The 24,911-nt window shown below is 61.1% G+C and carries 23 protein-coding genes; 10 read left to right on the top strand and 13 right to left on the bottom strand.

Going from position 1 to position 24,911, the window contains the following annotated elements:
• Nucleotide 1 precedes the first annotated feature (1 nt).
• Nucleotides 2-694: an ABC transporter permease gene (locus tag LB551_RS01550; RefSeq protein WP_224657957.1), complete on the bottom strand. Its 693-nt coding sequence runs from the start codon at nt 692-694 to the stop codon at nt 2-4.
• A gap of 95 nt (nt 695-789) precedes the next feature.
• Between LB551_RS01550 and LB551_RS01545 the strand changes: the two genes are divergently transcribed.
• Entirely contained in the window at nt 790-1,665 is an 876-nt protein-coding gene (locus tag LB551_RS01545) for a helix-turn-helix transcriptional regulator (protein WP_224658183.1), read from the top strand.
• A gap of 27 nt (nt 1,666-1,692) precedes the next feature.
• Here LB551_RS01545 and LB551_RS01540 read toward each other — a convergent pair whose 3' ends face one another.
• The 6 genes from LB551_RS01540 to LB551_RS01515 all read right to left on the bottom strand — a co-directional run bounded on the left by LB551_RS01540 (nt 1,693) and on the right by LB551_RS01515 (nt 7,371).
• Nucleotides 1,693-1,899, bottom strand: coding sequence for a DUF6494 family protein (locus LB551_RS01540; protein ID WP_140499366.1), 207 nt, complete (start codon nt 1,897-1,899; stop codon nt 1,693-1,695).
• A gap of 444 nt (nt 1,900-2,343) precedes the next feature.
• Nucleotides 2,344-3,399: an ABC transporter ATP-binding protein gene (locus LB551_RS01535; protein WP_224657956.1), complete on the bottom strand. Its 1,056-nt coding sequence runs from the start codon at nt 3,397-3,399 to the stop codon at nt 2,344-2,346.
• A gap of 25 nt (nt 3,400-3,424) precedes the next feature.
• Nucleotides 3,425-4,180, bottom strand: coding sequence for a ribonuclease activity regulator RraA (locus LB551_RS01530; RefSeq protein WP_140521326.1), 756 nt, complete (start codon nt 4,178-4,180; stop codon nt 3,425-3,427).
• Between the two features lie 106 nt (nt 4,181-4,286).
• Nucleotides 4,287-5,165, bottom strand: a complete 879-nt coding sequence (locus tag LB551_RS01525; RefSeq protein ID WP_224657955.1) for a carbohydrate ABC transporter permease — start codon at nt 5,163-5,165, stop codon at nt 4,287-4,289.
• Nucleotides 5,162-6,085, bottom strand: a complete 924-nt coding sequence (locus LB551_RS01520) for a carbohydrate ABC transporter permease (protein ID WP_224658182.1) — start codon at nt 6,083-6,085, stop codon at nt 5,162-5,164. The genes LB551_RS01525 and LB551_RS01520 overlap by 4 nt, the downstream gene beginning before the upstream one ends.
• Nucleotides 6,086-6,087: 2 nt before the next feature.
• On the bottom strand, nt 6,088-7,371 hold the full coding sequence (locus LB551_RS01515) for an ABC transporter substrate-binding protein (protein WP_140499374.1): 1,284 nt from the start codon (nt 7,369-7,371) through the stop codon (nt 6,088-6,090).
• A gap of 353 nt (nt 7,372-7,724) precedes the next feature.
• Here LB551_RS01515 and LB551_RS01510 point away from each other — a divergent pair, with 353 nt between their 5' ends.
• On the top strand, nt 7,725-8,420 hold the full coding sequence (locus LB551_RS01510; protein ID WP_224624169.1) for a FadR/GntR family transcriptional regulator: 696 nt from the start codon (nt 7,725-7,727) through the stop codon (nt 8,418-8,420).
• 84 nt (nt 8,421-8,504) lie between these two features.
• Here the strand turns inward: LB551_RS01510 and LB551_RS01505 are convergent, their stop codons facing one another.
• Complete coding sequence (locus tag LB551_RS01505; RefSeq protein WP_224624168.1) at nt 8,505-9,491, bottom strand: aldo/keto reductase; 987 nt, start codon at nt 9,489-9,491, stop codon at nt 8,505-8,507.
• 294 nt (nt 9,492-9,785) lie between these two features.
• Here LB551_RS01505 and LB551_RS01500 point away from each other — a divergent pair, with 294 nt between their 5' ends.
• The 3 genes from LB551_RS01500 to LB551_RS01490 all read left to right on the top strand — a co-directional run bounded on the left by LB551_RS01500 (nt 9,786) and on the right by LB551_RS01490 (nt 14,174).
• Nucleotides 9,786-10,943: a mandelate racemase/muconate lactonizing enzyme family protein gene (locus LB551_RS01500; protein ID WP_224657954.1), complete on the top strand. Its 1,158-nt coding sequence runs from the start codon at nt 9,786-9,788 to the stop codon at nt 10,941-10,943.
• Nucleotides 10,944-10,998: 55 nt separating this feature from the next.
• The gene (locus tag LB551_RS01495; RefSeq protein WP_224657953.1) at nt 10,999-11,895 is read left to right on the top strand and encodes an NAD-dependent epimerase/dehydratase family protein; all 897 of its coding nucleotides are present in this window, start codon (nt 10,999-11,001) and stop codon (nt 11,893-11,895) included.
• 656 nt (nt 11,896-12,551) lie between these two features.
• On the top strand, nt 12,552-14,174 hold the full coding sequence (locus tag LB551_RS01490) for an alpha/beta hydrolase (protein WP_224658181.1): 1,623 nt from the start codon (nt 12,552-12,554) through the stop codon (nt 14,172-14,174).
• A gap of 370 nt (nt 14,175-14,544) precedes the next feature.
• On the opposite strand, the gene LB551_RS01485 is transcribed toward LB551_RS01490, so the two are convergent.
• Nucleotides 14,545-16,011 (bottom strand): Do family serine endopeptidase, encoded by a 1,467-nt coding sequence (locus LB551_RS01485; protein ID WP_224657952.1) that lies wholly within the window; start codon nt 16,009-16,011, stop codon nt 14,545-14,547.
• A gap of 795 nt (nt 16,012-16,806) precedes the next feature.
• Here LB551_RS01485 and LB551_RS30015 point away from each other — a divergent pair.
• The 5 genes from LB551_RS30015 (at nt 16,807) to LB551_RS01460 (ending at nt 20,322) form a co-directional block, all read left to right on the top strand.
• Nucleotides 16,807-17,229, top strand: a complete 423-nt coding sequence (locus LB551_RS30015; RefSeq protein WP_140552122.1) for a BA14K family protein — start codon at nt 16,807-16,809, stop codon at nt 17,227-17,229.
• Between the two features lie 121 nt (nt 17,230-17,350).
• Complete coding sequence (locus LB551_RS01475) at nt 17,351-17,773, top strand: hypothetical protein (protein ID WP_224624164.1); 423 nt, start codon at nt 17,351-17,353, stop codon at nt 17,771-17,773.
• Nucleotides 17,774-18,469: 696 nt separating this feature from the next.
• The gene (locus tag LB551_RS01470) at nt 18,470-19,015 is read left to right on the top strand and encodes an HdeD family acid-resistance protein (protein WP_224657951.1); all 546 of its coding nucleotides are present in this window, start codon (nt 18,470-18,472) and stop codon (nt 19,013-19,015) included.
• A gap of 360 nt (nt 19,016-19,375) precedes the next feature.
• Complete coding sequence (locus LB551_RS01465; protein ID WP_224657950.1) at nt 19,376-19,897, top strand: DUF1269 domain-containing protein; 522 nt, start codon at nt 19,376-19,378, stop codon at nt 19,895-19,897.
• 80 nt (nt 19,898-19,977) lie between these two features.
• Nucleotides 19,978-20,322, top strand: a complete 345-nt coding sequence (locus LB551_RS01460; RefSeq protein WP_224657949.1) for a hypothetical protein — start codon at nt 19,978-19,980, stop codon at nt 20,320-20,322.
• A 31-nt stretch (nt 20,323-20,353) separates the two neighbouring features.
• Here the strand turns inward: LB551_RS01460 and LB551_RS01455 are convergent, their stop codons facing one another.
• The 4 genes from LB551_RS01455 to LB551_RS01445 form a co-directional block, all read right to left on the bottom strand.
• Nucleotides 20,354-21,382, bottom strand: a complete 1,029-nt coding sequence (locus LB551_RS01455) for an AI-2E family transporter (RefSeq protein WP_140552127.1) — start codon at nt 21,380-21,382, stop codon at nt 20,354-20,356.
• A 133-nt stretch (nt 21,383-21,515) separates the two neighbouring features.
• Nucleotides 21,516-21,773, bottom strand: a complete 258-nt coding sequence (locus LB551_RS30075; protein WP_348640082.1) for a YMGG-like glycine zipper-containing protein — start codon at nt 21,771-21,773, stop codon at nt 21,516-21,518.
• 248 nt (nt 21,774-22,021) lie between these two features.
• Nucleotides 22,022-23,266, bottom strand: coding sequence for an arginine deiminase (locus LB551_RS01450; RefSeq protein WP_224657948.1), 1,245 nt, complete (start codon nt 23,264-23,266; stop codon nt 22,022-22,024).
• An 18-nt stretch (nt 23,267-23,284) separates the two neighbouring features.
• Entirely contained in the window at nt 23,285-24,718 is a 1,434-nt protein-coding gene (locus LB551_RS01445) for a basic amino acid/polyamine antiporter (RefSeq protein ID WP_140552130.1), read from the bottom strand.
• Between the last annotated feature and the right edge of the window lie 193 nt (nt 24,719-24,911).

Here is a 24,911-nt window from a genome sequence, read left to right as displayed (position 1 = left end):
CCTAGCCCGCCCGTTGCTCGGACCAAACCCGCACGCCCCAGGCGGCGGCGTTGATCAGCAGGATGAGGAAAATCAGCATCAGGCCGAGTCCCATGGCGAGCGGCAGGTTTCCCTTCGAGGTCTCAAGTGCGATTGCCGTCGTCATGGTGCGGGTGAAGCCATCTATGTTGCCGCCGACGATCATCACGGTGCCGACCTCGGCCGCCGCCCTGCCGAAACCCGCCAGCAGAGCCGTGACGAGGCTGAAGCGGCCGTCCCACAAAAGCGTGGCGACCAGGCCCGCCGGCCCGACCTGCATCGCAGTCAGTTCCTCACGATACTCGCGCCACAGATCCTCGACCGTCTGGCGAGTCAGCGCTGCAATGATGGGCAGCACCAATAGCGCCTGCGCGATGACCATGGCGGCGGGTGTGAACAAAAGGCCGAACTCGCCAAGCGGCCCGGATCGCGATAGCAGCAGATAGACCGTCAGCCCGACCACCACCGGCGGCAGGCCCATGAAACCGTTCAGCAGCACGACGATCGCCGAACGACCGGGAAAGCGTGCCAGCGCGATAATTGCGCCCAGCGGCAGGCCTGCGACCATGGCGATCGCGACAGCCGAAAGGCTCACGGCGAGCGACAGGCGCACGATGGCAAACAGCGTGGCGTCGCCGCCCGCGATCAGTTGCCATGCACCCAGCCCTTCCGACATTGCTCCTCGCAGTCCTGTCCGGCGTCAATGTCCTGCAACTCCTCCGTCAGAGTCAAATCCTTGAACCTATTCAGGAATATGCATATCAATGCAGGATGAATTTGCTGACGACGTCCGAAGCCGCCGATTATCTGCGCATTGGCGAGCGCAAGCTTTATGACCTAATCGCGGAGGAGCGTATCCCGTGCAGCAAGGTGGCGGGCAAGTGGCTGTTTCCGCGGCATGAACTCGACCGTTGGGTCATGTCGGGGTTGGTCCGGCCCGCAGGAATGACCCAAACCGAGCCGCCGCCGATCGTCGGCGGCAGCCAGGACGACCTGCTCGAATGGGCTTTGCGGCAATCGGGCTCCGGTCTGGCCTTTCTGACGGAAGGCACGGAAGCCGGCGTGACACGCCTGCTGCGCGGCGAGGTGTCTGCCGCTGCGATCCATTTCCACAGCCGCGACCCGGACCCGAATGTCGCCGCGATTGCGACCAGGCCGCGGCTTTACGATGCGGTTCTGGTCGGATTCGCCCGCCGCGAGCAAGGGCTGCTGCTCGCGCCAGGCAATCCAAAATCGCTCAGCAACCTGACCGACGTACTTGCGACCGGGGCACGCATCGCGATTCGCCAACACGGCGCAGGCGCGGACATGCTGCTCACGCAATTGCTGGCGGACTCCGGCGCGAAACAAGACGACGTCAACCGGTTGGAGCCGCCCTGCCTGACTGGACCCGATCTCGCGGCTGCCGTGCGCATTGGTAGGGCCGATTGCGGAATAGCCACCCGCGCGGCCGCACGCGCCGCTGGCCTCGATTTCGTTCCATTGGCCTGGGAAAGCTTCGATCTCCTGATGCGGCAGCGGACCTACTTCCAACAACCGATCCAGGCGCTCCTGCGTTTGCTAGGGCAGGAGATCTTCGCCAGCCGCGCCGCCGAGCTTGCCGGATACGATTCATCGCCCGCCGGGCAGATACGGTTCTTCAAATAGCAGCCGACCCCGATCAAGCCGCAGCTCTCATCCCAGATCGATCTCGCCCTCGACGACATGGCGCAGGCCTGCCGGCTCCGAGGTGATGACGGCCCTCACGGTCAGTCGGCCCTGTCCTTTCAGGCCCTTCTCCGCCACGGCTTTCTCGATTGCCTGCTGCGAAGTCACGCCGACCTGCTTGAGGAACTTGCGCATGGAGACGTTGAAGGGATCGGTTTCCATATTCTGGGTCATATGATTGCCTCGAACGGTGTGAACGATATGGCCGGTCCGGCAAGCTTGGTGCCCGCAACGGCGGCGCTGCGCCAACGGAGCACGGAATGGCCCGGGGTGCAATGAGGACGACGCTCGCACTATGTCTGACGGCCGTTGGTCCGTTCCTCTGCGGCGTAGAAACGCGTGGTGCCGAGCTTCGCGGTCATGGCGGAGCGATGCGGGCGATTGCCGTGACGGCCGATGGGCAAACAGCGATCACCGGTGGTTCGACGCCAAGGCGATCATCTGGCCGGTCAGGACCGGCCAAGCGAGGGAGGTGCTGTTTCACGATAGCCAGTCGGCGACGTCCGCAAGGCCGTTTCGCGGGCACGGTCAGACGGCCCTCTTTGGCGGAAACCAGGCAGCAAGTGGCAATTGACGAAGAGCATGATGCATAGGGCGTTTTTCGCCCGTCAGCGCGCCCTAAGCAATCCTGGTGCCGCTACGAGCATCGAACAGATGCACCTTGGATATCATGATCTCCAACCCAACCTCTTGATCAAGTTTGAAGGGCGGCTGATCCCGCACCTCGGCCACCAGGTCGACTCCACCTGCACTTAATGTAAGCTCCTGGGCCTCACCGGTCGGCTCGACCACTTGCACCCTCGCCTGAGAGTGGTTGCCGCCAACCGAAACGTGCTGCGGACGAATCCCGTAAACTACCCCATCCCTGTCGCCCATCCGAGAAGCCGCCGGCAAGGGTAAGCGCAAGCCCTGATCGGCGACGAATGCGCCGTTGTCGATGCGGCCCTCGATCAGGTTCATTTCCGGCGAGCCGATAAAGCTTGCGACGAACAGATTAGCCGGGTTCTCGTAGAGCTCGGAAGGGCTGCCGATCTGTTCGATCCGGCCTTTGTTCAACACCACGATGCGGTCGGCGAGCGTCATCGCCTCGGTCTGGTCATGCGTGACATAGATGCTCGTTCGGCCGAGCCGTTGGTGAAGCTTCTTGATTTCGGCGCGCATCTTGACACGCAACTTGGCATCGAGGTTGCTGAGCGGCTCATCAAACAGGAAAGCGGCTGGATCGCGCACGATGGCGCGGCCCATGGCGACACGTTGGCGCTGGCCGCCAGACAACTGCCGCGGCATCCGGCCAAGCAGGTCCTGCAGGCCAAGGATTTCGGCAGCCGCCTTGACTCTCGAGACAATCTCTTCCCTGGGGACCTTGGCCAGTCGAAGCGCGAAGCTCATATTGTCGGCCACGCTCATATGCGGATAGAGCGCGTAGCTCTGGAAGACCATGGCTATGTCGCGCGACTTGGCCGGCATCTCGTCGACGACACGCCCGCCGATGCGGATCTCGCCGGTCGTCTGCTCTTCCAGCCCGGCGATCATGCGTAGCAGCGTTGACTTGCCGCAGCCTGACGGGCCGACCAGCACCACGAACTCGCCGCTGGCGATCTCGATATTGACGTCGCGCAAAACTTCCACGGCGCCGAAGCTCTTGCCGAGCTGTTCTATCTCAATTGCAGACATCTATTGTCCTCCCGTCCGGCACCACTCATTTTTGTTGAGCATGCCGCCATGCTCGGTATTCGGCCTCGCCCTCGGGGCTCAACGGGTAGTATTTCCGCAGGTCTCCCCCTTGCGCCAGGCGCGAGCGCGAAAACTCTTCCCACTCAATATGCGCTCCGGCGAGCTCGACCAATTTTGGAGCAAGGGCGACCGGCACGACGACCACGCCGTCATCGTCGGCGACGATGATATCGCCAGGGATGACCAGCACGTTCGAGCAGGCGATGGGAACGTTGACGGCGAACGGCACGATGTTGGTTTGGGCGTGGAAATTCGGCGTGACGTCCCTCACCCAGATGCCGATGTCCAAAGCCGCCGCCTGGGCGGAATCGCGGATGCAGCCGTCGACAACCACGCCGGCCCCGCCGCGCCCGGCGAAATAGGTCAGCATCATCTCGCCGAAGATGCCGCTTCCCAGATCGCCGCGCGCATCGACCACCACCATGTCGCCCGGCTGCGTGGGATAGAGCACGTGACGGTGCAACTGCCGCTCCGGCTCCTCATATTCGGTCTCGTTGTAGAGATCCTCGCGCTTCGGCATGCACTGGAGCGTGAGAGCAGGCCCCGCCGCCGTGCGGCCCAGCCTCAACGGACGCGGGCCCCGTATCTGCGGGTCGCGAATGCCCATCTTGTGGTAGAGTTCGCTGGCCAGCGTCGCCGAGCCGATCGCCGCAAGCGCATCGACCAATTGTCTCGGCGGTCGCGAAATGTCCGATATCGCCGGTATCTGATCAGCTGCCATTCCGTATCCTCCGATTGCGCGGCGAGGTCCCTGACCTCACCGATCGTCACTCAGTTGCGTATCCCGTCGTCGAAGCCGTCGAGCGTTTTGGGTGCATGTCCGTCATTCAGCCGCGGACGGCACCGGTGGTGAGACCCTTGACCAGCAGCCCCTGGGCAAACCAGACAAACACCAGGGTCGGGATGACCATCAGGACGCCGGCTGCCGACATGGCGCCCCAGTCGATGCCGAATTGCGAGACGAAGTTGGTGAGCCCGACCGGCAGAGTCTGAGCGGCCTTGCTGGAGGTCAGGGTCAGGGCAAGCAGCAGGTCGTTCCAGGTGAAGAGAAAGGTGATGACCGCGCTGGCGCCAATACCAGGAGCAATCAGCGGCGCCACGATCTGGACCAGCGTGCGCACCGTGCCGGCGCCGTCCGACTGGGCAGCCTCCTCGATCTCTTTCGGCACGTCCTGGATGAAGCCCAGAAGCAGCCAGATGGCGACAGGCAGTTTGGCGGCCGTATGGCTCAGGATCAGCGCCCAGATGGTGTCGAGCATGCCCAAGGCGGCAAACACGGCAAAGAGCGGAATGGCAAGCGCGATGACCGGGATCATGCGCATGATCAAAAGCAGCCCGAAAATCAGCATCGCGCCCGGCATCCTGAAACGCGACAAGGCATAGGCGCAAGGAATGGCCAGCAGATGGACGAGGATGACCGTCGCCACCGAGACGATGACGGTGTTCCAGACATAGTCCATAGTGTCGTACTCCGCGAAAACGGAGACGTATTGTGTTAGCGTCGCGGTCTCGGGGATGATGTGCACCGGCACCGAGAAGATGTCGGCCGAACTGCGGATCGACGTCAGGAATAGCCATACCAGCGGAAAGACGGTGAACGCGACGGTCAGGGCCAGCGCCATATACTGGCCGGCGATCCCCACCGTAAACCGACGGCGCCGGCGCTTTGGCCTGGGACGTGCGCTAACGATTGCGGCTTCGCTCATATCGCCCTCCGTTTCGCAATCAGCCACGGTATTCCGTAGAGGAGCCCGAGCACGAACAGCGACATCCCCAAAGCGATGTAGGAGACGGCCGCCGCATGTCCGAAATCCACCGCCTGAAACGCCAGCAGGTAGGAATAGACGGTGAGCAGGTTGGTGGCGCCGCCCGGCCCGCCCTGCGTCATCAGCCAGACGACGTCGAAGGTCCGGAACGTGTCGATGATGCGAAGCATCAGGGCGATCATGATGATCGGACGCATCAGCGGCAGCACGATATGCCAGAAGCGCTGCCATGGCGTCGCGCCGTCCACGGTGGCCGCCTCGAGCGGTTCCTGCGGCAAGGACTGCAGGCCGGCAAGGAACAGTAGCACCATCAACGGCGTGTTCTGCCAGACATCGGCGACGATCACGGAGACGAGCGCCCAGGTCGGATGGTTGAGCCATGGAATGTCGGGCAGATTGAACATGCGCAACAGCGCGTCGACCAGGCCGTACTGGGTGTTGAACAGCCACCGGAAATTCAGGCCCACCACTGCGGGCGCGATCATCGGAGGCACCAGGAGCAAGGTGCGCGCGAGCCGCATGCCGCGCAATTTGCCATTGACGAGCACGGCGATAGCCATTCCAGCCACCACTTCAATCGTGATCGAAATGATGCTGAATATCGTCTGATTTCGCAGTGCCTGGTCGAACTGGCGGCCGAAGAGTTCGTCGGTGTAATTTGCCATTCCGATGAAGGGCGCCGAACCGCTCAGATCCCAGCGGAAGAAACTCATGGTGAAAGAGTATCCGAGCGGATAGAGCAGGATAGCCAGCATGACGAGGAGCGCCGGGCTGGCCAGAAGGTATCCTCTCGGCCAGGTGTAGGGCAGCGGCGAACGTCGCCGACGCCCCGACACCGTATGCTGTGCGACGGACGGCATCGTCAATCGTAAGCTCCGGCCCGGCGCATGATCTCCTCAGCCTCCGTCGCCGCCTGGTTGAGCGAGTCCGCGGGAGAGACCTGGTCGGTCAAGGCCTGTTCGATGGCCGAAAACATCAGCGTGCAGACTTTCGAGAAGCCGGCCAGCTTCGGCCATTCCTTGCCGTTGGCTATCGTCGTCTCGAGCTGCTGCAGCCACACGGCCTGAGGCCCCTTTGCCGCTGATATCACTTCCTTGGCGATAGCCTGGCTGCTGGGGAAGTTGGTGAATTGGTCGAACTGCAACCGCTGCGCCTCGGGACCGACCGTATACTTGATGAATTCGACGGCGGCGTCCTTGCGTCCGGATTGTCCGTTGAGCGCCATGGCATGCGAAATGGCGCATGAAATCGCGGCCTTGTCCTTGACGTAGGGCGCAGTCGACCACTTGCCGACGACGCGTGAGGTCTCCGGATTCGACAGGGTCGCGAATGCGCCCGGCCAATCGAAATTCGCATACACGGTGCCGGACGAGAATTCGGTCGAATTCTCGTTCCACTGATAGCCGACCGCATCGGGTGGCACGATTTTGTGCTTCTGGATGAGATCGCGATAGAAGGTCAGGGCCTTGATGCCGGCTTCGGAATTGAAGGCCGGCTTATTGGCCTGGTCCACCCAATCGCCGCCGGCTTGCCAGAGCAGGTCGCTGAAGGTGCGTTGTGCTGGATCGCCCTGCCCCGGCACGACCAGCCCATAATGGCCATTGCCGGTCAGTTTCAGCCCGACATCGACGAGCTCCTCCCAGGTCTCAGCCGGCTTCAGGCCTTTTTCCTGATAGATGTCGCTGCGGTAGTACTGAACGCGCGAATCCATGTTGCGCGGAATGGCCGCCAGGTTTCCGGTCTTGGGATCGCGCAGATACTTGACCGCGACCGGGTAGAATTCCGCGAGTTCGCTGTCGCTGAAATAGCTGTTCAGCGGCGCAAAATGGTTGAAGTAGGAATCGATCTGCGCCGTATGGGTGCTATAGACGTCGTATTGGCTCGATCGCGCCGCGCTCAACGTGACCACCTTCGCCGTCAGCGGGGTGAATTCCAGCAAGTCGTAGCGAACCTTGATACCGGTCTTGGCGGTGAAATCCTGAACGATCTTTTCCCAGTATTTGGGATAGAGCGGGCCGCCGGTGATCAGCAGTGCGGTGATCTCGTTCGCGTCTGCCCTGGCGATCCATGGCGCGGCGAGCGAGCCGGCTGTCACTGCCGCACTCGCGGCCAGGAATTTGCGTCTCGACAGGTTTGCGGACATCATAATCTCCTCCTTGGTTTTGATTGGTCGGCCCATCCAAGGGTCGGCCGATGACTTCAACCTTTCCGGCAAATCCGCGGCGGCTTGCTCCTCCCGCAGCGAGATTGCCTGGATTACGTCCCGAACGACGCTTGCGAGCCCGCCGGGCGATCAGGCACCTTGTTCCAACGCGGCTGGGGCGTTCGCGAAGGCGTCTCGATCCTGATCTCGGACGACGGGAACCGGGATGGGACGACCTCCACCGTTCGATCCTCCCTTCACGCAGGCCGAGTTATAGGCTAGTGAGCACCATGAGATAAGTTGACTGCATATCTAGCTATCAGCCTATAAGCTTATCAGACAAGTGGATGTTAATGATGGATGCCATGGAGGTCAAGCTTCAAACTTTGCCCAAGCAGGTGGCCGGCGTGCTCGCGCGCCGCATCGCCAGCGGCGGCGTCGCCGGCGGCCAGGGACCGTCGGAGCAGCAGATCCTTCAGGAGTTCGGGGTTTCGCGCGCGGTGGCGCGGGAAGCGCTCAAGATCCTGGCGTCTCTCGACATGATCGAAATCGCGCAGGGACGGCGCGTGGTGCTGCGTCCCGCAGACGAATGGGACTACCTCAGTCCATTGCTTATCGACTGGCTGCCGCCCGAGCAGACCCGCGAGATCTTGGCGGAAGCGCACGCGACGCGGATAATCATCGAACCGGCCATCACCGCCATCGCGGCCAAGCATATGACCAAAGAAAACCTTGAGCGTCTTGGCACCCTGCTGGCAGCGATGTCGGCCAGCGAAGACAATGCGGACGCCTATCTGAAACTCGATCTGGATTTCCACATGGAGATTTGCCGGGCAGCCAAGAATAGGATCCTCGACCGCTTCATGTACTCGTCCCGGTGGTGGCAGATGGCAAGCAGGCGCATCAGCAACCAGGTGCCTCATGCCCTGCCCTCGGCGACTGAGATGCACAGAGCGATCTACGAGGCGCTCGTGGCGCGTGATGCAAAACGGGCGGAAGAGGCGATGCGCCGGCACCTGAAGATCACCACGGCCGTTGGCCTGCCCCCATAAGAAATCGCCAGCCGACGCTCCCGAGCGGCGCAGCCAGCAATCGGGCTGGCCGCGCCGCTGCGCGCCGGGAGGACGCGGCCGATATCAGGCGCTTTTTGCTTGCTGTTCCTGGCGCTGGCGCGCGCGAAAACCGAACATGTCGCCCTTGTCTTTGATTTCCGCCCATACCGGTCCGGTAATCTTGTCGATGGCCGCGACGTCCGCGTCGGAAATCGCCCAGCCTGCGCTCTCGGCATTTTCCTCGAGTTCCTTGACCGTGCGCGCGCCGACCAGCGGCGAACTCACGCCCGGCCTGCTGGTAAGCCACTGGATCGCAAGTTGCGGAACCGTCTTGCCGTAGCGCGCCGCAATCGGCTTCAGGGCGTCGACGGCGTCAACCGCGCGCTCGTAGGTGCCCGGCTGGAACAGAACGGTGGTGCGGCGCTCATCGCCTTCGACGAATTTAGTGTCCGGCGACAACAGCCCGGTAAGCAAACCCTGGGCGAGACCACTATAGGGCATCACGCCGATATTATGCTTGCGGCAATAGGGCAGCGTCTCAGCCTCAACCTCGCGCCACAGCATGTTGTAGGGTGGTTGGAGGACGTCGATCACGCCATGTTGACGAGCGTTGTCCATGTCGGCGGTGCTGAAATTCGAGACGCCGACTGCCTTGATACGTCCGGACGACCGCAGCCGCTCCATCATCTCCATGGTCGGGCCGATCGGAAAATCCGAGTTCGGCCAGTGGACAAAATAGATATCGACATAGTCCGTCTGCATCCGCTTCAGCGAACCGTCGAGCGCCGCCTCAATCATGGCGGGTTCGAGATGATTGGGCGCGACCTTGGTCGCGATAACGGCCTTGTCGCGGCGGCCGGCCAGTGCCTTTCCGACGATCTCCTCGGCATGGCCATGTCCATAGGCTTCGGCGGTGTCGATCAGCGTGATGCCAAGTTCCGCGGCGCGTCGGATCACCCGGATCGATTCCTCGTCGTCGGCCGCGCCCCAAAAGGCGCCGGACATACCCCAAGTGCCTAGACCGATCTCCGATACCTTGACCGGCGACGATCCCAACTGTCGCTGTTGCATCCTGTTCCTCCTGATTGGCAGCATGTATGGGCTATCACCCTGCTGGCATCCAATTTATACGCTTATATACTCGTCTAACAAGTAGGCTCCGGCGTATTTATTTCGCTTGGCGCGGAGCCACGAATTTCCCAAATGATTCAACGATACCTTCCGCTGCGAGGTGCATTTGCGCAAAATCGTTCAAAGGGGGTTTACGTCTCATCTTCTCATCTTGTATGCTTATTGGACAAGTTGACTTAGGTTGACGATATGCGTTTGAAGGGCGCCGCGCGCCGTCACGGGGAGGAGGTTTCGATGAAGATCACGGACATCAAGACAGCGGTCGTCGCCTATCACGGCAAGGCGACCCTGATCCGCATCGATACGGACGCCGGCATCTCCGGTTATGGCGAAGCAAATCCCGATGCAGGCGCCGCCGCAATCGTCGGGCTGATTTCGGAACTGAAGTCGGAGCTGATCGGCCAGGATCCGCGAAATGTCGAATATTGCTGGGACAAGATTCGCCGTGACCATGTGTTTTCCGGTGCGCAGGCCGGCATCTTTCTGATCGCGCTGACCGGGCTGGAGATGGCGCTGTGGGACGTGGCGGCGAAAGCCGCCGGCCAGCCGCTTTATCGCATGTTCGGCGGCAAGTTCCGCGATCGGATAAGACTCTATGCCGACTGCGGTGACGGCGATGAGGAATCGGGATCGCCGCAGGGATGCGCGGCACGCGCGCGCCGCATGGTGGCGGAAGGCTTCACGGCGCTGAAATTCGACATCGACAATCTGCGCCATCCGGCGAAGTTCGACGCGGTGAACCATACCATCAACGGCGCCGAACTGCGCTTCATGGTCGAGCGTGTCGCAGCGGTCCGCGATGCGGTCGGCCCCGACGTCGATCTCTGCATCGACCTGCACGCGCGCTACGACGTGCTCAGCGCCAGCCGCATAGCGGCCGAGATGGAACGCTTCAACCTTCTCTGGCTGGAAGAGCCGATCCCGGCGGAAAATGTCGAGGCCCTGAAGCAGATCCGCATGCGGACCAAGACGCCGATCTGCGTCGGCGAAAATCTCTACCTGCGCTGGGGCTTCCGCGAACTGTTCCAGAACTATGGCGCCGACGTCATCATGCCCGACGTGCCGAAATGCGGCGGCCTTGCGGAAAGCCGCAAGATCGCGAATCTCGCCGAGATGTACTATGTGCCGTTCGCGCCGCATCTGGTGTCGACGCCGCTGGGCACGATGGCGACATGCCATGTCTGCGCCAGCGTTCCGAACTTCCTCGTTCTGGAGTGGCACGCGCTTGAAGAGCGGGAGGCGTGGGACAGTTATGTGCGCCTTCCGGACGGCGCGAAGTCGATCGTCGAGGACGGCCACATCGTGGTGTCTGACGTACCTGGCATCGGCGTCGAGCTCGACGTGGAAGGCGTTCGCAAGCACGCCGTGCCAGGCTTCGGCATCTTTGAATAGCTGACGACCGGACCGGGCGGACTGCCCGATCAAACAAATCCGTTGTGAGGGACCCATGGGCAAGCGGATCATCTTCACCGGCGGCAGCGGCAAGATCGGCCGGCACGTCATACCCTATCTGCTCGAGCGCGGGCATCAGGTTCTGAATCTCGACCTGACACCGCTCGATGTGCTGGGCGTCGACACCGTCATCACCAATCTTGCGGACGCTGGCGAGACCTACAATGCACTGACGCTGCATTTCGGGTTCGACGAATATTTCGGCGGAAGGAGCCGCGGCCCGGTCGACGCCGTGGTCCATTTCGCGGCGATCCCGCGGATATTCCTGCGACCGGACAACGCCATGTTCGCCGCCAATGTGCAGTCGACCTACAATGTGATCGAAGCCGCCACCAAGCTTGGTATCCGCAAAATCGTCACTGCTTCCAGCGAAACGGTGTACGGCGTGTGCTTTGCCGAAGGCGACCGCGATTTCACATCGTTTCCCGTAGACGAGGATTATGACGTCGATCCGACCGACAGCTATGGTCTCTCCAAAGTGCTAGGCGAGAAGATTGCGCGCTCTTTCGCCTCCCGTACTGGAGCCGACGTGTATGCCCTGCGGATCGGCGGCGTCGTCGAACCGCAGGACTATGCCCGCTTCCCGGAATTCCTGGCCGACGCCTCGAAACGGCGGCGCGACGGCTGGACCTATATGGACGTGCGCGATCTCGGCCAGATCGTCGATCTGTGCATCGAGAGGAACGGCTTGGGGTTCCAGATATTCAACGCAGTCAACGACAACATCGTGGCCGAGATGCCGACGGCGGAATTTCTCGACAAGCACGCACCCAACATACCAGTCACACGCGCCATGGACGTATTCGAGGGACCGATCTCAAATCGGAAGCTGCGCGACATCCTTGGGTTCCGGCAAGAGTATGACTGGCGCACACAGCCTGCGGATTCTTGACTGGTGGCGGAGAAGGCTGTGGTAGATGGGGATGTTCCTGAGGCCAAGATTGGCGCAGAGACCTGATTTTCCTGAACTCAAGCAGCGCGCCGGGTAAACGTAGCACTCGGTCCACGAATATTGCCGGCGCGGTGCCACACGGCTTCAGGGCCTTTGGCCGGGCTAGTCCAACGTCTGCTCCCTAGCTCACGCAGTTTGGAGCTAAGCGGCGGGTTGGAGGCGCAAAGCTGCCGTCCGCAGAGGATGCGATCGGCGAGCGTCTAGACCATCGCATTGGCGAACCGCTTCGTAGCCTGATGGCGAATAACGACGATGGCGGGCCCGGAGGGCCGACGTTTTCTACTGGAAAGTCAACACGTTAGCGCACGGTCGGCAACCCGTTTCCTTCATATTCTCTGGTATGATCTGGCGAACCTAAGGACCGGGGCGAGCACTGGTTTTTAATACGCGTGGTATCTCTGTCTTATCGCGCAAAGGGGTCGATGCATGTTGACCCAGGACATGAGCTGACTGCTTAGGGGGCCAATAGCGGACGGGCGACTCCGAAGATATAAAAACCATAGGCCGACTTTATCCTGCGGTCCAACTCGAGGCGTAACACCCAAGTGACAACCAATCGTTTCCTTAGTATCTGGCGATCGCTCTCCGGTGCCGGCATGGCCCTCGGCATGCTGTTCTTCGCGGCCGCCCTGACGCCGACGCTCGTTCCCCGCACCGACCTGACGCAAGGCGTACTGGCGGGCGCGTGCTTCGCCATCGGCTACAGCCTTGGCGTCGCCTTGCGGTGGCTGTGGAAATATCTCGAGATCCCGGAACTGCCGCCACGGCCGCGCTTGCTGTCCAAGGCGATCATCCTGGTCCCGTGCCTGGGCCTTGCCCTTGTGGCACTGTGGCGATCCGGCGCGTGGCAGAACTCCATCCGCGCGGTGATGGGCATGCCGGCTGTCGATGGCGCCCATCCCGTCAATGTCTGCGCCCTGGCCATTTGCACCTTCATCGTCGTGCTGGCGCTGGCGCGCCTTGTCGCTTGGCTGGTGCGCGCCATCGCCGGGGCACTGAGACGCTACATACCCCGGCGCCTGGCGAATGTCGCCGGCGCCGCTGTCGCCGTGCTGCTCATCTGGTTGCTGGTGAGCGACGTCGCGATCCGCGCGATCTTCGGCGCGCTCGACTCCTCGTTCGCCAAGTTCGACGCACTTATGGAACCGGAGCGCCAGCAGCCGAGCGAAGCCTCCAGGACCGGAAGCCCCGCCTCACTGGTCAGGTGGGACGAGCTCGGCCGCGCCGGCCGCGAGTTCGTCGCGGACGGCCCCGCCGCCGCCGAGATAGGGACCTTCACCGGCCGGCCGGCGCAACAGCCGGTCCGGGTCTATGTCGGACTAGGAGCGGCGAACAGTCCGCAAGCCCGCGCGAAACTCGCGCTGGAGGAGCTGAAGCGGGCGGGCGGCTTCAGCAAATCCACGCTTGTGGTCATCACGCCGACCGGCACCGGGTGGGTCGATCCGGCCTCGATGGAGGCGCTCGAATATCTATGCCGCGGCGATGTCGCCAGCGTCGCCGCGCAATATTCCTATCTGAGCAGTCCGCTTTCGCTGCTGGCGCAGCCGGAATACGGCGCTGAGACGGCCCGCGCGCTGTTCCTCGAAATCTACGGCTACTGGACCACCCTGCCGAAGCAATCGCGGCCGAGGCTTTACCTACACGGGCTCAGCCTTGGCGCGATGAACTCCGAAAGATCGGCCGGGTTGTTCGAGATATTCAGCGACCCGATCAGCGGCGCGCTCTGGAGCGGGCCGCCCTTCGAGAGCCGGACCTGGCGCTCGGTCAGCGATACGCGCAACAACGGCTCGCCGCAGTGGCTGCCAATCTTCCGCGACAGCAGCCTGGTCCGGTTCATGAACCAGAACGGCCCGGCGGTGGCGCCGGACACGCCCTGGGGGCCGCTGAGGATCGTCTACCTGCAATATGCCAGCGACCCGATCGTGTTCTTCGACTATCGCGACGCCTACCGGCAGCCGGATTGGATGAAGGCGCCGCGCGGGCCGGACGTCTCGCCGCAACTGAGCTGGTACCCCGTGGTGACCATGCTGCAGCTCGGTCTCGATATGGCCGTGGCGACAACCACGCCGATCGGCTACGGCCATGTCTACGCGCCGCAGGACTATGTGGAAGCCTGGAGCGCAGTGTTGGGCGTGAAGGACTGGTCGCGGCAGGACCTCGCCGCCCTTAAAACCCATCTTGCCACCAAGGTTGCAGCACAGGCCGACAGAGGCGGCTAGCTGAGGCTTCAGGGCACGGCCGAAATCAGCAGGAACACTCCCTGAAGTCTCGTCGTGCGGCCCGTGCCGAGCGTGAGCGTGCTGACGAACATGGTGAGCAGAAGAATCACCGCGAGCCCCGACATCCGTTTAGGCTCACGACGCAGCCGATTTGCCACTGACGTAAATGGCGGAAAACGGCAGCGGGCGTAGGGAGCCCGCTGCCGCCAGGAGCGAGGCACGACGACTGATTGACGTGCGCGGCTCCTTGTTCCCGCAGCGGCTTGGCGGCACACATCGCCGCGGGAAATTGCTGGATGTTCCGCGGCTATCGCGGCGGCAGCATTTGGGGCGGGCGCCTCGAAACCAACAGGCTCCAGACCGCCTTCTGTCAGGCCTTGCCCACGGGCACCGCGACGAACCGGCTCGAGTCTTCGCGGGTGATCTGCATCAGTACGGCCTTGCGGCCGGCCTTGGCTGCATCGGCCATGGCCTTGGTGACGTCATCAGTGGTGTTCACCTTGGCCGAACTGACGGCGGTGATGACATCGCCCGGCTGGATGCCACGATCGGCCGCGTCGCTGTTGGGATCCACATCGGTGACGACCAGTCCTTTGCCATCGTCTGACTTGGCGATGGTCAGGCCAAGATCGGCCAATGCGTCGGCCTTGGCCGGCGCGACTTGCGTGCCGTCGTCGCCGGAGGCATGCTTGTCGCTGGCCGGCAGTGTGCCGAGATCGACCTTGATCGTCCGGCTTTTGCCATCACGCAATACGGTAAGATCGACCGACTTGCCCGGCGCATAGGCGCCGATCGTGCGGGCGAGGTCCTTGGGCGAATCGACATCCTTGCCGTCGACCTGGGTGATGACGTCACCGGCGGCAATGCCTGCCTTGTTGCCAGGACCAGCGTCCTGAGCGTTCGAAACCAGTGTGCCCTTGTCGGATTTCAGACCAAGCGATTCAGCAATTTCAGCGGTGACCGGCTGGATCTGGACGCCGAGCCAACCTCGCTTGATGGAGCCTTCCTTCATCAGGTCTTCCACGACCTGCTTGGCGGTCGAGGCCGGGATATCGAAGCCAATGCCGACACTGCCGCCCGACGGCGAGAAGATGGCTGTGTTGATACCGATCACCTGGCCATTGAGATTGAAAGTCGGGCCCCCCGAATTGCCATGATTGACCGGAGCATCGATCTGGATGAAGTCGTCATAGGGGCCGGCGCCGATATCGCGGCCCCGAGCGGATACGATGCCGGAAGTGACGGTGCCGCCGAGGCCGAACGGGTTGCCGACTGCCACCACCCAATCACCGATGCGGATCTTGGAGTCGTCGGCGAAGTCGACATAGGTGAACTTGCCGCCGCCATCGACCTTCAGCACAGCCAGGTCCGTCCGCGGATCGGTGCCGACCAGCTTGGCATCGAGTTCCTTGCGGTCACTGGTGACGACGGTGAAGGACGAGCCTTCCGAGACGACGTGATTGTTGGTGACGAGATATCCGTCCTCCGAGATGAAGAAGCCTGAACCCTGCGCCACCGGGCGCGGCTTGCCGTCGCCATGATTGAAGCCGCGCTGCTGCCGGTTGTCGGGCAGGCTCTCGAAACCATCCTGATCGTCGGAACCGTCGTCAGCGACCGGCTGGACCGTGGACTTGACCTTGACGCTGACGACCGCCGGCGAAACCTGCTCGACGACATCGGCGAAGCTCGGCATCTGCGGCGCCTGGACATGCACTGCGTCGGCCAGCGTGGGGACAGTGCCGGAGACAACAGCGCCGATGCCGATAGCGGTCAGTGACGCTACAGCCGCCGCCAAGCGCCGACGAGTTCTGGAATACGAATTGGGAAAAATATTCATGGCCTATCCTTTTGAGTGGGATGCACTGAGCATCCTTGCCAGGATGGCTAGAAGAAGCCACATTACGGCATCATTTCCATTTCATGAAAGTTTTGTCATTTTCTCTCGTAATATTTATAAGACTACATACTTCCATAGTTTGAAAATTGCGAATTTGTAACTTGCATATTGAAGCATTTTTTATTCGGTGACATCGAACCCAGCGGATTTGCGATGTCACGAAAATCGAAATCGAGACCAGAAAAGGTGAATGTCCCGTCCGATCTATTTGGAGTGTACGCGACGTTGAGTCGAGGATTGCACCACCGCGATTTCAGGTCGAATTTCATGGCGAGCTGTCTATATAATGATTGCATGGCGGCTCACTTGAAGGTGGCGCGCATGTCATTGGGCGCTCCTTTGTCACCGGAACGCCAAGAGGCCGCCCCGGACTGTGATTCTCAGCAGCGTGAAAGCCCCAGGGGATGATCATCGCCTAAGGAGAAGCGTCGAGAGGTCTGTCGCGGGCTCGCCATAGACCCACACACGGCCGCCACACCAATGGCCCTCCCATCTCCCGTCACCACCGGCATTCAAGGCACATTGGTGGCGCCCGTCGCGACAGGCGTCCTCGGCGGAAAGACATACTGTTCGACTGGTCTCATCATTCCGGAAGCAAGAAATAAACGCTCGATCCACGTTTGGGATTTACAGCATATTCCAAGAAAACGAGGTGCTGGCCTAGAGTTACCTGGATTTGATCTCATCCGCAGCGGCGGGGCGTACGGCGGGAGATGAAGTTTACGGGAGAAGCATATGAAGCGCATCATCGTCGCCGCGATCATCGCAAGCTTGGCAGCCCCCACCTGGGCAATGCCCGTCGGAGCGCTAAGGCCGTCGGTTTCCGATACGGTCACGAACATTGACCTAAGGAGGCCTTCCCGCCATCGACCGGGACATGGAGTACGGCCACCGCACCACAGGCCACCCCATTATCGGCCCTCCCGTCCGCCACGCCATCACCGGCATTCGAGGAACAATAATGGCGCCGTCGCCGCAGGCCTCATTGGCGGAATGCTGCTCGGCGGAATGGCGGTTTCGGCTGCCCGCCAGCACAATCACAGCGCTTGGAACAACCATGTGAACTGGTGCTCACAGCGCTACCGCTCTTTTCGGGTCTCGGACAACAGCTGGCAGCCGTATAATGGTCCACGCCGGCAGTGTATATCGCCCTTCTAAGCGTCCTCTGGACTCCTTGGGCTGGCGAGCCCACTTGCTGCAACGGCTGAATTCAAGCTTGCACGAGAGTGCAGGCCGACCTGGCAGAGGCCGGCAAAGCCATTGGCGTGAGCTAGCCGAAATGTCCCGCCTGTTCGAAGCGCAGTTCGCGAAGGCTTTTGCCGATCAGTTGATACAGCTTCTCTGTTTGATCCACGCGGATGCGCCAGTTGGGAGGACTATTGTGCAAAAAAATCTATCGATCGCGGCAATTGGCGCGGTGATGATTGTGAGCTTCAATTATTCCGCGTTCGCCACGTCGATCGGGGTAGGCAATCCCTATCCCGTCAGCAATTACAAGTGCGAGGACGGCACGCGTCTGGCAGTGCGTCTTCTGGGGGATCGCGCTTCTGTATCAGTCAACGACGCAGCCGAGGTCGACCTGCCCTCCAAAGGACCGGAAGGAACGACGTACTCGAACGGTCAGTGGACGCTGACCATCGTACAGGGACGCCTGTCGTGGGGCGTTGGTCGAGCTGTGCCGTCTTCATGCGTCGGCGGATGAGCGTCTCACCTCCGGAAAACTGACGAAGATTATTCAGTTCGGTCGCGCACTTCATCAGCTTTCGATATCTCGCGTCGACTCCTCGTGCATTTCAATGTTTCTGAACGCCTGCTGCCTCGGCGCGGCCGGTCACAAGAACAATGCCACCCGCGGCGATCTCTGTCCGTCAAACCAACCGTTAATCGCAAGACATACACCTTCCGCAATAAAACCGAAATCAGAGGCGCTCAGCCAAAGTGCTAAATGCAAGGAATCCAAAAACTAGGCATTGTGTCTCCAAATATCCAAGCCACCATGCAGAATTATTGACAACGTGTTCGCATGCGCGTGATGTCGGCTTAATTCACCAAAGAGGACGAAAGATATGCGGAGATATGCACTAGCTGCCCTGTTAAGTGCCGCACTCGGCTTTGGTATTCCTCTTGCCGCTGTGTCCCCAGCGGGAGCTGTGACCGTAAATATAAATATCGGATCAAACCTTAATAACGGCCGCGCGATTACTTGCGTCCAAGGCCAACGATTGATTCAGAGCAGAGGCTTCAGGGACGTGCGTCGCGTGGACTGCAGGGGACGCAATTTTGTTTATCACGCGCGTCGTATTGGCGGCAGCACTTTCGAGATAGTCCTGAATGCCCGTACTGGCCGCGTGGTGGATTTCCATCGCATTCGTAGATGACTCCGGGAGGAGGTGCGGGAATGGCACAGTTGTCGGAGGCTCAGCAACCGAGACAGTCTGCATGGGCGAGCTCGGCGATCGGAATCGTCTTTATTCTCGCCGGCGTCTTCGTGTTGGGCGACCTGGCGCTGGCCACCACCATCAGCGCGCTCGTCCTGGGCATTGCGATCGTATGCGCCGGCTTTCTTGAGATTGCGCTTGCCGTCTGGGCCGGCGGGTGGCGTGGTTTTCTCTGGCAGACGACGCTCGGCATCCTCTACGTCGTTTTTGGCTGCCTGCTCATCAGCCTGCCGGTGCTGGGATCTATTATCCTCACATGGGTGCTCGGTGTCGTGCTCGTGATATCTGGGCTCGGAAGAATGTCTTTGAGCCTGCGCTATCTGTCCACCGACCGATGGATGATGCTTGTTTCCGGCCTGTTCGGTCTCGCGGCGGGCTTCTTGATACTCATCGGATGGCCATCGACCGGGGTTTGGGTGATTGGGGCGTTCGTGGGTATCGACCTGGTCCTTCACGGCCTGGGCTGGCTCGTTACAGGCTTGCGGCCAACGAATACGCCCCGGTGATCCAGCCATCTTCACCGTGACCGGTGCCGCGACGGCCTTCGACGGCGGCCGCTTTTCGCAGGGTTCATTTTGTCCTGGACCATGGCGAACGGCCGCATGACGGTGACCAGCCACCCTTCAAGACGGCGCGGCCTCGCTGATCGTATGGAAGAAGCTCGGACGGCCCGGACCAGAATTCGTCGCGATGGGCCGAGCGCAACCGGCGAAGCGGTCGACGTTCAATGTCGAACCGGGAGATTGCCGGTCCGACAGGCGAGCAAAATGAGACGTGCTGCACACTATTCGGATTTCCGGCTCAATCTTTCACTTTCGAGGATGTGTATTACGTGGCCTTGAAGAAGTCTTAGCCTAGGAGTTCCCATGTCCGATCTGATCGTCATCGTCTATCCGAACGAGGCCAAGGCTGAAGAGGTACGTCAACGCCTCATAGGGCTTCAAAAGGAATACATCATTAAGCTTGGCGACGCGGTTATTGCCACCAAGACCGAAGCGGGCGCGATAAAGCTCAATCAACTTGTGAATACGACAGCGGCAGGTGCCGTGTCCGGTAGTTTCTGGGGCTTGCTCATCGGTGTTCTCTTCCTGAATCCGCTCATTGGGCTTGCGGTAGGCGCCACTTCCGGAGCGCTTGGCGGCGCCTTGACGGACGTAGGTATCAACGATGCGTTCATGCGCGATCTGTCAGCCAGCATCCAGCCTGGGGACGCTGCCCTGTTCGTGCTTGCGCATGAAATGACGGCGGACAAGGTGCTCAAGGAAATCAAGGCCTTTGGCGGTGTGGTGCTTAAGACGTCGCTGGATGAAACGAAGGAACAGGTCCTGCGCGATGCATTGCAACGCGCGACGGCCACAGCCGGCCAAGGCGCCACCGCGACCGCCTGAGCGCGGTCGCCGAAACATCCAGAACCGGAAATCTGCTTGTCGGTGGGGCGATGGCCGGAGAGCAAGTGGGCGATGCAAGCATGTCCGGCCTTGCGACAGCGGCCCTGCTTTTGATCGAAGCTCTCTGCGGGGCGGGCGGAGCTTTCGCCACGGCCCGGTTTTGGCGCATGGCTGCACTGAGCTGGAGATCTGTCGCGGCGGCTGGCGTCGTGGGTGGGCTGGCCCTGACATTGCTGGCTGGTCAGATTCCCGCCTTGGCAAACTTCGTCGGCAACGTCGAAAATGCTGTCGATGCCACCGCTCGTGGTGTCGGCACCCTCACGCCCCGCGTGCTGATCGGCGTCGGCATTGCGGGCCTTCTTGGCGGCATCCTGTCGGTGTGTGTCATCGGCCTCGTCCGGGGCGCGGAATCCGGACGTCGTTAGGGGCGCGGCCAATCGAGTTTCCCAGCGGCTATCACGCGTTCCGCCGATCGGCGGACCCAAGCAATTGAGCGATCCAGAGGGTTGCCGACGATTGCGAGCAAAAAGTAACCAGCGCGATGGTGATGGGCACACCTATGAACGCGCCGAACACCCCCCAAAGAAACGACCAGAAGAAGACCGAAAACAGCACCACAAAAGGCGACATCGCCAACACGTAACCGGCAACCCGCGGTTCTATGTAGCTGCCGATGACGAACTGAATGATGTTGAGGCCGGCAAAAATCGAGACGGCGGCCTGTGGCGATCCGAACTGCGCGAGCGCGTAAAGCGTCGGCAAGAATGTCGCGACGAACGGCCCGATAAACGGAATATAGTTCAAGGTGAAGGCGATAACGCCCCACTCGGCGGCAAACCGCAATCCGAAAGCCGCCGAAAGCGCCCAGACCATCGAGCCCGTTGCAAGGCTCATCAATGTCCGAACCAGCATGTAACGCCGCCATTTCGAGGCCGTCTGACTGCTGCCATTGATCAGTGCGTCCGCCGCCTGGGCGCTCAGCGCTACACGAGCATTGCGAGCCGCCGCTTCAGCGTCGAGAAGACCCAGAAGCACGTAAACGACCACAACGATCCAGAACGAGATCACGGTATTCAGCCTTGCGGTCACACCCTGAGCTATCCGCACGAACCAGCCGACATTGAAATGCTCGGCCCAGGCGCCGGCCATAACGACACCGTGCCCTTCCAACCACTCGGCGAGTTGACTGTAGAGCCCTTGAAAGCGGGCGCTGTCGGCGAGGACCGATCGGCCAATGCGGCCAAACCCCCAACTGGCGATCGATGCAAAGGCGAAGAATGCCAGGACGACGACACAGACGACTATCGCCAGTGCGATCAGCTTTGGAAGAAGCCGCTGCAGGTTGCGCTGCAATGGCCACACCAGCGCGATGAGGAAAAGAGCGCACACGACTGGCGCGAAAATGGAGGCAGCGGCCTGCAGCGCCCATATGACGGCGATAACCGCCAGAATATACGTAGGCGCAAAGAGCGTTCGCTTTGCCATGGTATGGTCTGTTCCCGGCCGGCTGGATCGCGTTACAGACAACTCCGAAATTGGTCCGGAAGCTTACTCAGCGCCCAGACCAATGTTCATCGATATCGGTCAACCGGAATAAAGCTGATCTTACGCATCGCGCCTAGCAACGTTCTGTGATGGGTCGACCCTGACGATCGCGAACCGTGTGGCCCCAGCGATCACGAACCCAGCATTCGCGATGATGCGCGCGCGGTGCCGTCGCGGCGCCGACCACAGCCCCTGTGCCGCCACCGACCGCCGCGCCTACAAGGGCACCTCGACTGCCGTTTGCAAGGCCGCCGATGACCGCACCCGTTCCGGCTCCTGCCAACGCCGTGCCTGCTGTTCGCTGTTCCGTGGCAGTACAACCCGCAGCCATCAGAGCCAAAGCAGAAACGAATATGACACTTTTCATGTCTTTATCTCCTGGTACATTTACATTTTCTCGCCAACAACGAGCATTCCGCCCAAACACGATTGTTCCTAAAGGATTGGAAGCGACTCCAACGCTCCAGAAGCAATTCTGGGCAAACGGTCTTTATGTGCTGGAGGCCGTCCGACTGCGTATGGCCTTCAGACTATCTGGGAGCCGACCGGCCGCCTGTATCGAGCCTGGCCGGATTGCTATCAATAGTCGACTGCATCACGGATGATGGGGCAGGTCATGCAATGACCCCCGCCCCGGCCGCGACCGAGCTCCGCGCCTGTGATAGTGATGACTTCTATGCCTTCCTTGCGCAGCAGCGTATTTGTGTACGTGTTGCGATCGTAGGCAAAAACGACACCAGGCGAGGCGCAAACCAGGTTGGCGCCGCTGTCCCACTGGGTGCGCTCGCGCATGTAGTCGTTGCCGCCGGTTTCAACGACGCGCATCTTCTTGAGACCAAGCGAGTCACGCACCGTCTCAATGAAACTGCCTTTGTCCTTGTGGAGTTCGACGCCGCCCTTGCCGTCAGGGCGATAGGAGAATGCGTCAATGCCGTTGACGATGTCCGGATACATCAGCACGCAGTCACGATCGGCAAACGTGAATACCGTGTCGAGATGCATTGCCGCGCGCAGCTTAGGCATTGCGGCGACGATCACACGTTCGGCAGCTCCTTTCTCGAACAGGGCCGCCGCCACCTGGCTGATAGCCTGGCGCGAAGTGCGCTCGCTCATGCCGATAAGGACATTGCCCTTGCCGATCGGCATGACGTCCCCACCCTCGAATGTGGCGAGCCCCCAATCCTTGGTCGGGTCACCCCACCAGACATTGACCTTGCCGGCGAAGTCCGGATGGAACTTGTATATTGACGTGGTGAGGATGGTCTCCTCGTGGCGCGCGGGCCAATAAAGGGCGTTCAGCGTCACGCCGCCATAGATCCAGCAGGTGGTGTCGCGGGTATAGAGCGTATTGGGCAAAGGCGGCAGCAGATATTCGTTGACGCCGGCCGCGTCACGGATCAGCGCCAGTTGTTCGCCGCCGATGTTTTCCGGGAATTCGAAGGTCGACAGCCCGCCGATCAGTGTCTCAGCGAGGTCGCGATTGGAGAGGCCGTCGAGATAGGAGCGGACCTCGTCGATCAGGCCGAGGCCGACCTGGTTCGGCACGATCTGCTGGTCGAGGATCCACTTCTTGGCTTCCGGAATCGCGACCGTCTCGGCGAGCAGATTGTGCATCTCGACCACCTCGACGCCCCTGTCGCGCATCTTGGTCATGAAGTCGAAATGATCGCGCTTGGCATTGTCTACCCAGAGCACGTCATCGAAGAGGAGTGCGTCACAATTGCTGGGTGTCAGCCGCTGGTGGGCCCGGCCGGGCGCGCATACCATGACCTTGCGCAACTGACCAACCTCGGAATGAACGCCGAACGAAGCATTGTTTGTCATGACCTTCCTGCCTTCTGTTCAAGGTGCGATGGTGCCCGTCAGCAGCCCGTAGGCTCCGATCAGGCCAGCGACGAGCGTGACGGCAAACACGAAGAGTTCAGTGAGCGTGAACAGCTGCAATTTCTGCTCTCGCCGCGCCCAGACGTAGAGGATGGTTCCGGGCACGAAGAGGACGGCGACCAGCAGCACGTATTTGAGCCCGGCGGCGACGAACATGAAGATCGTGTAGATCGCCGCGACCCAGGCGAAGAGCTGGTCACGACCGCGTTGATCCGGCGTCTCTTCATAGCCAACGCCGCTGCGGGCGAGCAGGATGCCGTAGCCGGCCACCAGCAGGTAGGGCAGCAGCGCGGTGACGCTCGTCATGTCGAGCATGAAGTTGAACGCGTCCCTGGACCAGTAGGTGGAGATCACGAAGAGCGACACCACGATGTTGGTGAGCCAGAGTGCGTTGGCGGGGACCCTGTTGCCATTCTGAGCTGCGAAGAGCTTTGGCATGTCCTGCGACTTCGCCGCCGCGAACAGCACCTCGGCGCAGATGAGGGACCAGGCGAGATAGGCGCCGAGCACCGAGATCAGAACGCCGATCGAGATGAAGACCGCACCCCAGTGACCGACGACCGCTTCGAGAACGCCGGCCATCGACGGCTGCTGGACACCGGCGACAGCCGATTGTGGCAGAGCCGCGTAGGGCAACAGCGTGACCGCTACCATCAGGCCTGTGACGCCGACGAAGCCGAGGATCGTCGCCGTACCGACGTCGGAACGCACCTTGGCAAAGCGGGAATAGACGCTGGCGCCCTCGATGCCGAGGAAGACGAAGACCGTGATCAGCATTGTGTCACGCACCTGGGCGATCAGGGACTTCGGCGGCATGTCCACGCCGCCGAAGAAATTCTCGCGGAACTGCCCGAAATGGAAGAAGAAGATCAGGAGCAGGATGAAGACCAGGATCGGCACGATCTTGGCGATCGTCACGACAGTGTTGATGAAGGTCGCCTGCTCGACGCCGCGCAGGATCATGAAGTGGAAAGCCCAGATGCCGATCAGCGAGACGATGATGGCGATGGCGCTGCTGCCGTCCCCAAAGATCCCGGGAAAGAACCGCCCCAGCGTCGAGCCGATGAGCACCCAATAGAAGACGTTGCCTAGGCAACTACCGAGCCAGTAGCCGAAGGCGGACAGGAAGCCCATGTAGTTGCCGAAGCCGGCCTTGGCATAGGCGAAGACGCCTGAGTCGATGTCTGGCCTCTTCTCGGCCAACGCCTGGAAGACCCGCGCCAGCATGTACATGCCGATTCCCGCAATTGCCCAGGCGATGATCGCGCCGAACGGACCTGTCGCAGTCGCGAACCGGCCAGGCAGATTGAAGATGCCCGCGCCGACCATCGATCCCACAACCATGCTGGTCAGCGCAAACAGCGAAAGCTTCTGATTTTCGTTTGAAGTCATAAACCGCTCTCCTGGCTGCGCGAACCAGAGTTCGCGATCAGACGCCTCGCCGACACGTCTCGGTCCAGCAAGGTTAGGTCTGATCAGAAGCAGTAAATGCGAATGTCGGCAACCGGTTAAACGAGCCAAGGCAAAGGTTTTGGACGTCAGGTATACTAGTGGGATTTTATGCCAATCACGTGGGCGCTAGATT

Origin of the sequence: Mesorhizobium sp. BR1-1-2, assembly GCF_020165435.1 — a bacterium.
In the GTDB taxonomy this organism is placed as follows: Bacteria; Pseudomonadota; Alphaproteobacteria; order Rhizobiales; family Rhizobiaceae; genus Mesorhizobium.
This window is presented reverse-complemented; position numbering and strand designations above follow the sequence as displayed.

Bases quoted from the DNA above. Each gene is read 5' to 3' on its own strand.
- LB551_RS01450 (WP_224657948.1), bottom strand. From the start codon at position 23,266: ATGACAAACAATGCTTCGTTCGGCGTTCATTCCGAGGTTGGTCAGTTG.
- LB551_RS01525 (WP_224657955.1), bottom strand. From the start codon at position 5,165: ATGAGCGAAGCCGCAATCGTTAGCGCACGTCCCAGGCCAAAGCGCCGG.
- LB551_RS01535 (WP_224657956.1), bottom strand. From the start codon at position 3,399: ATGTCTGCAATTGAGATAGAACAGCTCGGCAAGAGCTTCGGCGCCGTG.
- LB551_RS01475 (WP_224624164.1), top strand. From the start codon at position 17,351: ATGTCCCGCCTGTTCGAAGCGCAGTTCGCGAAGGCTTTTGCCGATCAG.
- LB551_RS01510 (WP_224624169.1), top strand. From the start codon at position 7,725: ATGGATGCCATGGAGGTCAAGCTTCAAACTTTGCCCAAGCAGGTGGCC.
- LB551_RS01490 (WP_224658181.1), top strand. From the start codon at position 12,552: ATGGCCCTCGGCATGCTGTTCTTCGCGGCCGCCCTGACGCCGACGCTC.
- LB551_RS01455 (WP_140552127.1), bottom strand. From the start codon at position 21,382: ATGGCAAAGCGAACGCTCTTTGCGCCTACGTATATTCTGGCGGTTATC.
- LB551_RS01460 (WP_224657949.1), top strand. From the start codon at position 19,978: ATGTCCGGCCTTGCGACAGCGGCCCTGCTTTTGATCGAAGCTCTCTGC.
- LB551_RS01485 (WP_224657952.1), bottom strand. From the start codon at position 16,011: ATGAATATTTTTCCCAATTCGTATTCCAGAACTCGTCGGCGCTTGGCG.
- LB551_RS01470 (WP_224657951.1), top strand. From the start codon at position 18,470: ATGGCACAGTTGTCGGAGGCTCAGCAACCGAGACAGTCTGCATGGGCG.
- LB551_RS01540 (WP_140499366.1), bottom strand. From the start codon at position 1,899: ATGACCCAGAATATGGAAACCGATCCCTTCAACGTCTCCATGCGCAAG.
- LB551_RS01520 (WP_224658182.1), bottom strand. From the start codon at position 6,085: ATGCCGTCCGTCGCACAGCATACGGTGTCGGGGCGTCGGCGACGTTCG.
- LB551_RS01495 (WP_224657953.1), top strand. From the start codon at position 10,999: ATGGGCAAGCGGATCATCTTCACCGGCGGCAGCGGCAAGATCGGCCGG.
- LB551_RS01545 (WP_224658183.1), top strand. From the start codon at position 790: ATGAATTTGCTGACGACGTCCGAAGCCGCCGATTATCTGCGCATTGGC.
- LB551_RS01500 (WP_224657954.1), top strand. From the start codon at position 9,786: ATGAAGATCACGGACATCAAGACAGCGGTCGTCGCCTATCACGGCAAG.
- LB551_RS01505 (WP_224624168.1), bottom strand. From the start codon at position 9,491: ATGCAACAGCGACAGTTGGGATCGTCGCCGGTCAAGGTATCGGAGATC.
- LB551_RS01445 (WP_140552130.1), bottom strand. From the start codon at position 24,718: ATGACTTCAAACGAAAATCAGAAGCTTTCGCTGTTTGCGCTGACCAGC.
- LB551_RS01515 (WP_140499374.1), bottom strand. From the start codon at position 7,371: ATGATGTCCGCAAACCTGTCGAGACGCAAATTCCTGGCCGCGAGTGCG.
- LB551_RS01550 (WP_224657957.1), bottom strand. From the start codon at position 694: ATGTCGGAAGGGCTGGGTGCATGGCAACTGATCGCGGGCGGCGACGCC.
- LB551_RS30075 (WP_348640082.1), bottom strand. From the start codon at position 21,773: ATGGCTGCGGGTTGTACTGCCACGGAACAGCGAACAGCAGGCACGGCG.
- LB551_RS01530 (WP_140521326.1), bottom strand. From the start codon at position 4,180: ATGGCAGCTGATCAGATACCGGCGATATCGGACATTTCGCGACCGCCG.
- LB551_RS01465 (WP_224657950.1), top strand. From the start codon at position 19,376: ATGTCCGATCTGATCGTCATCGTCTATCCGAACGAGGCCAAGGCTGAA.
- LB551_RS30015 (WP_140552122.1), top strand. From the start codon at position 16,807: ATGAAGCGCATCATCGTCGCCGCGATCATCGCAAGCTTGGCAGCCCCC.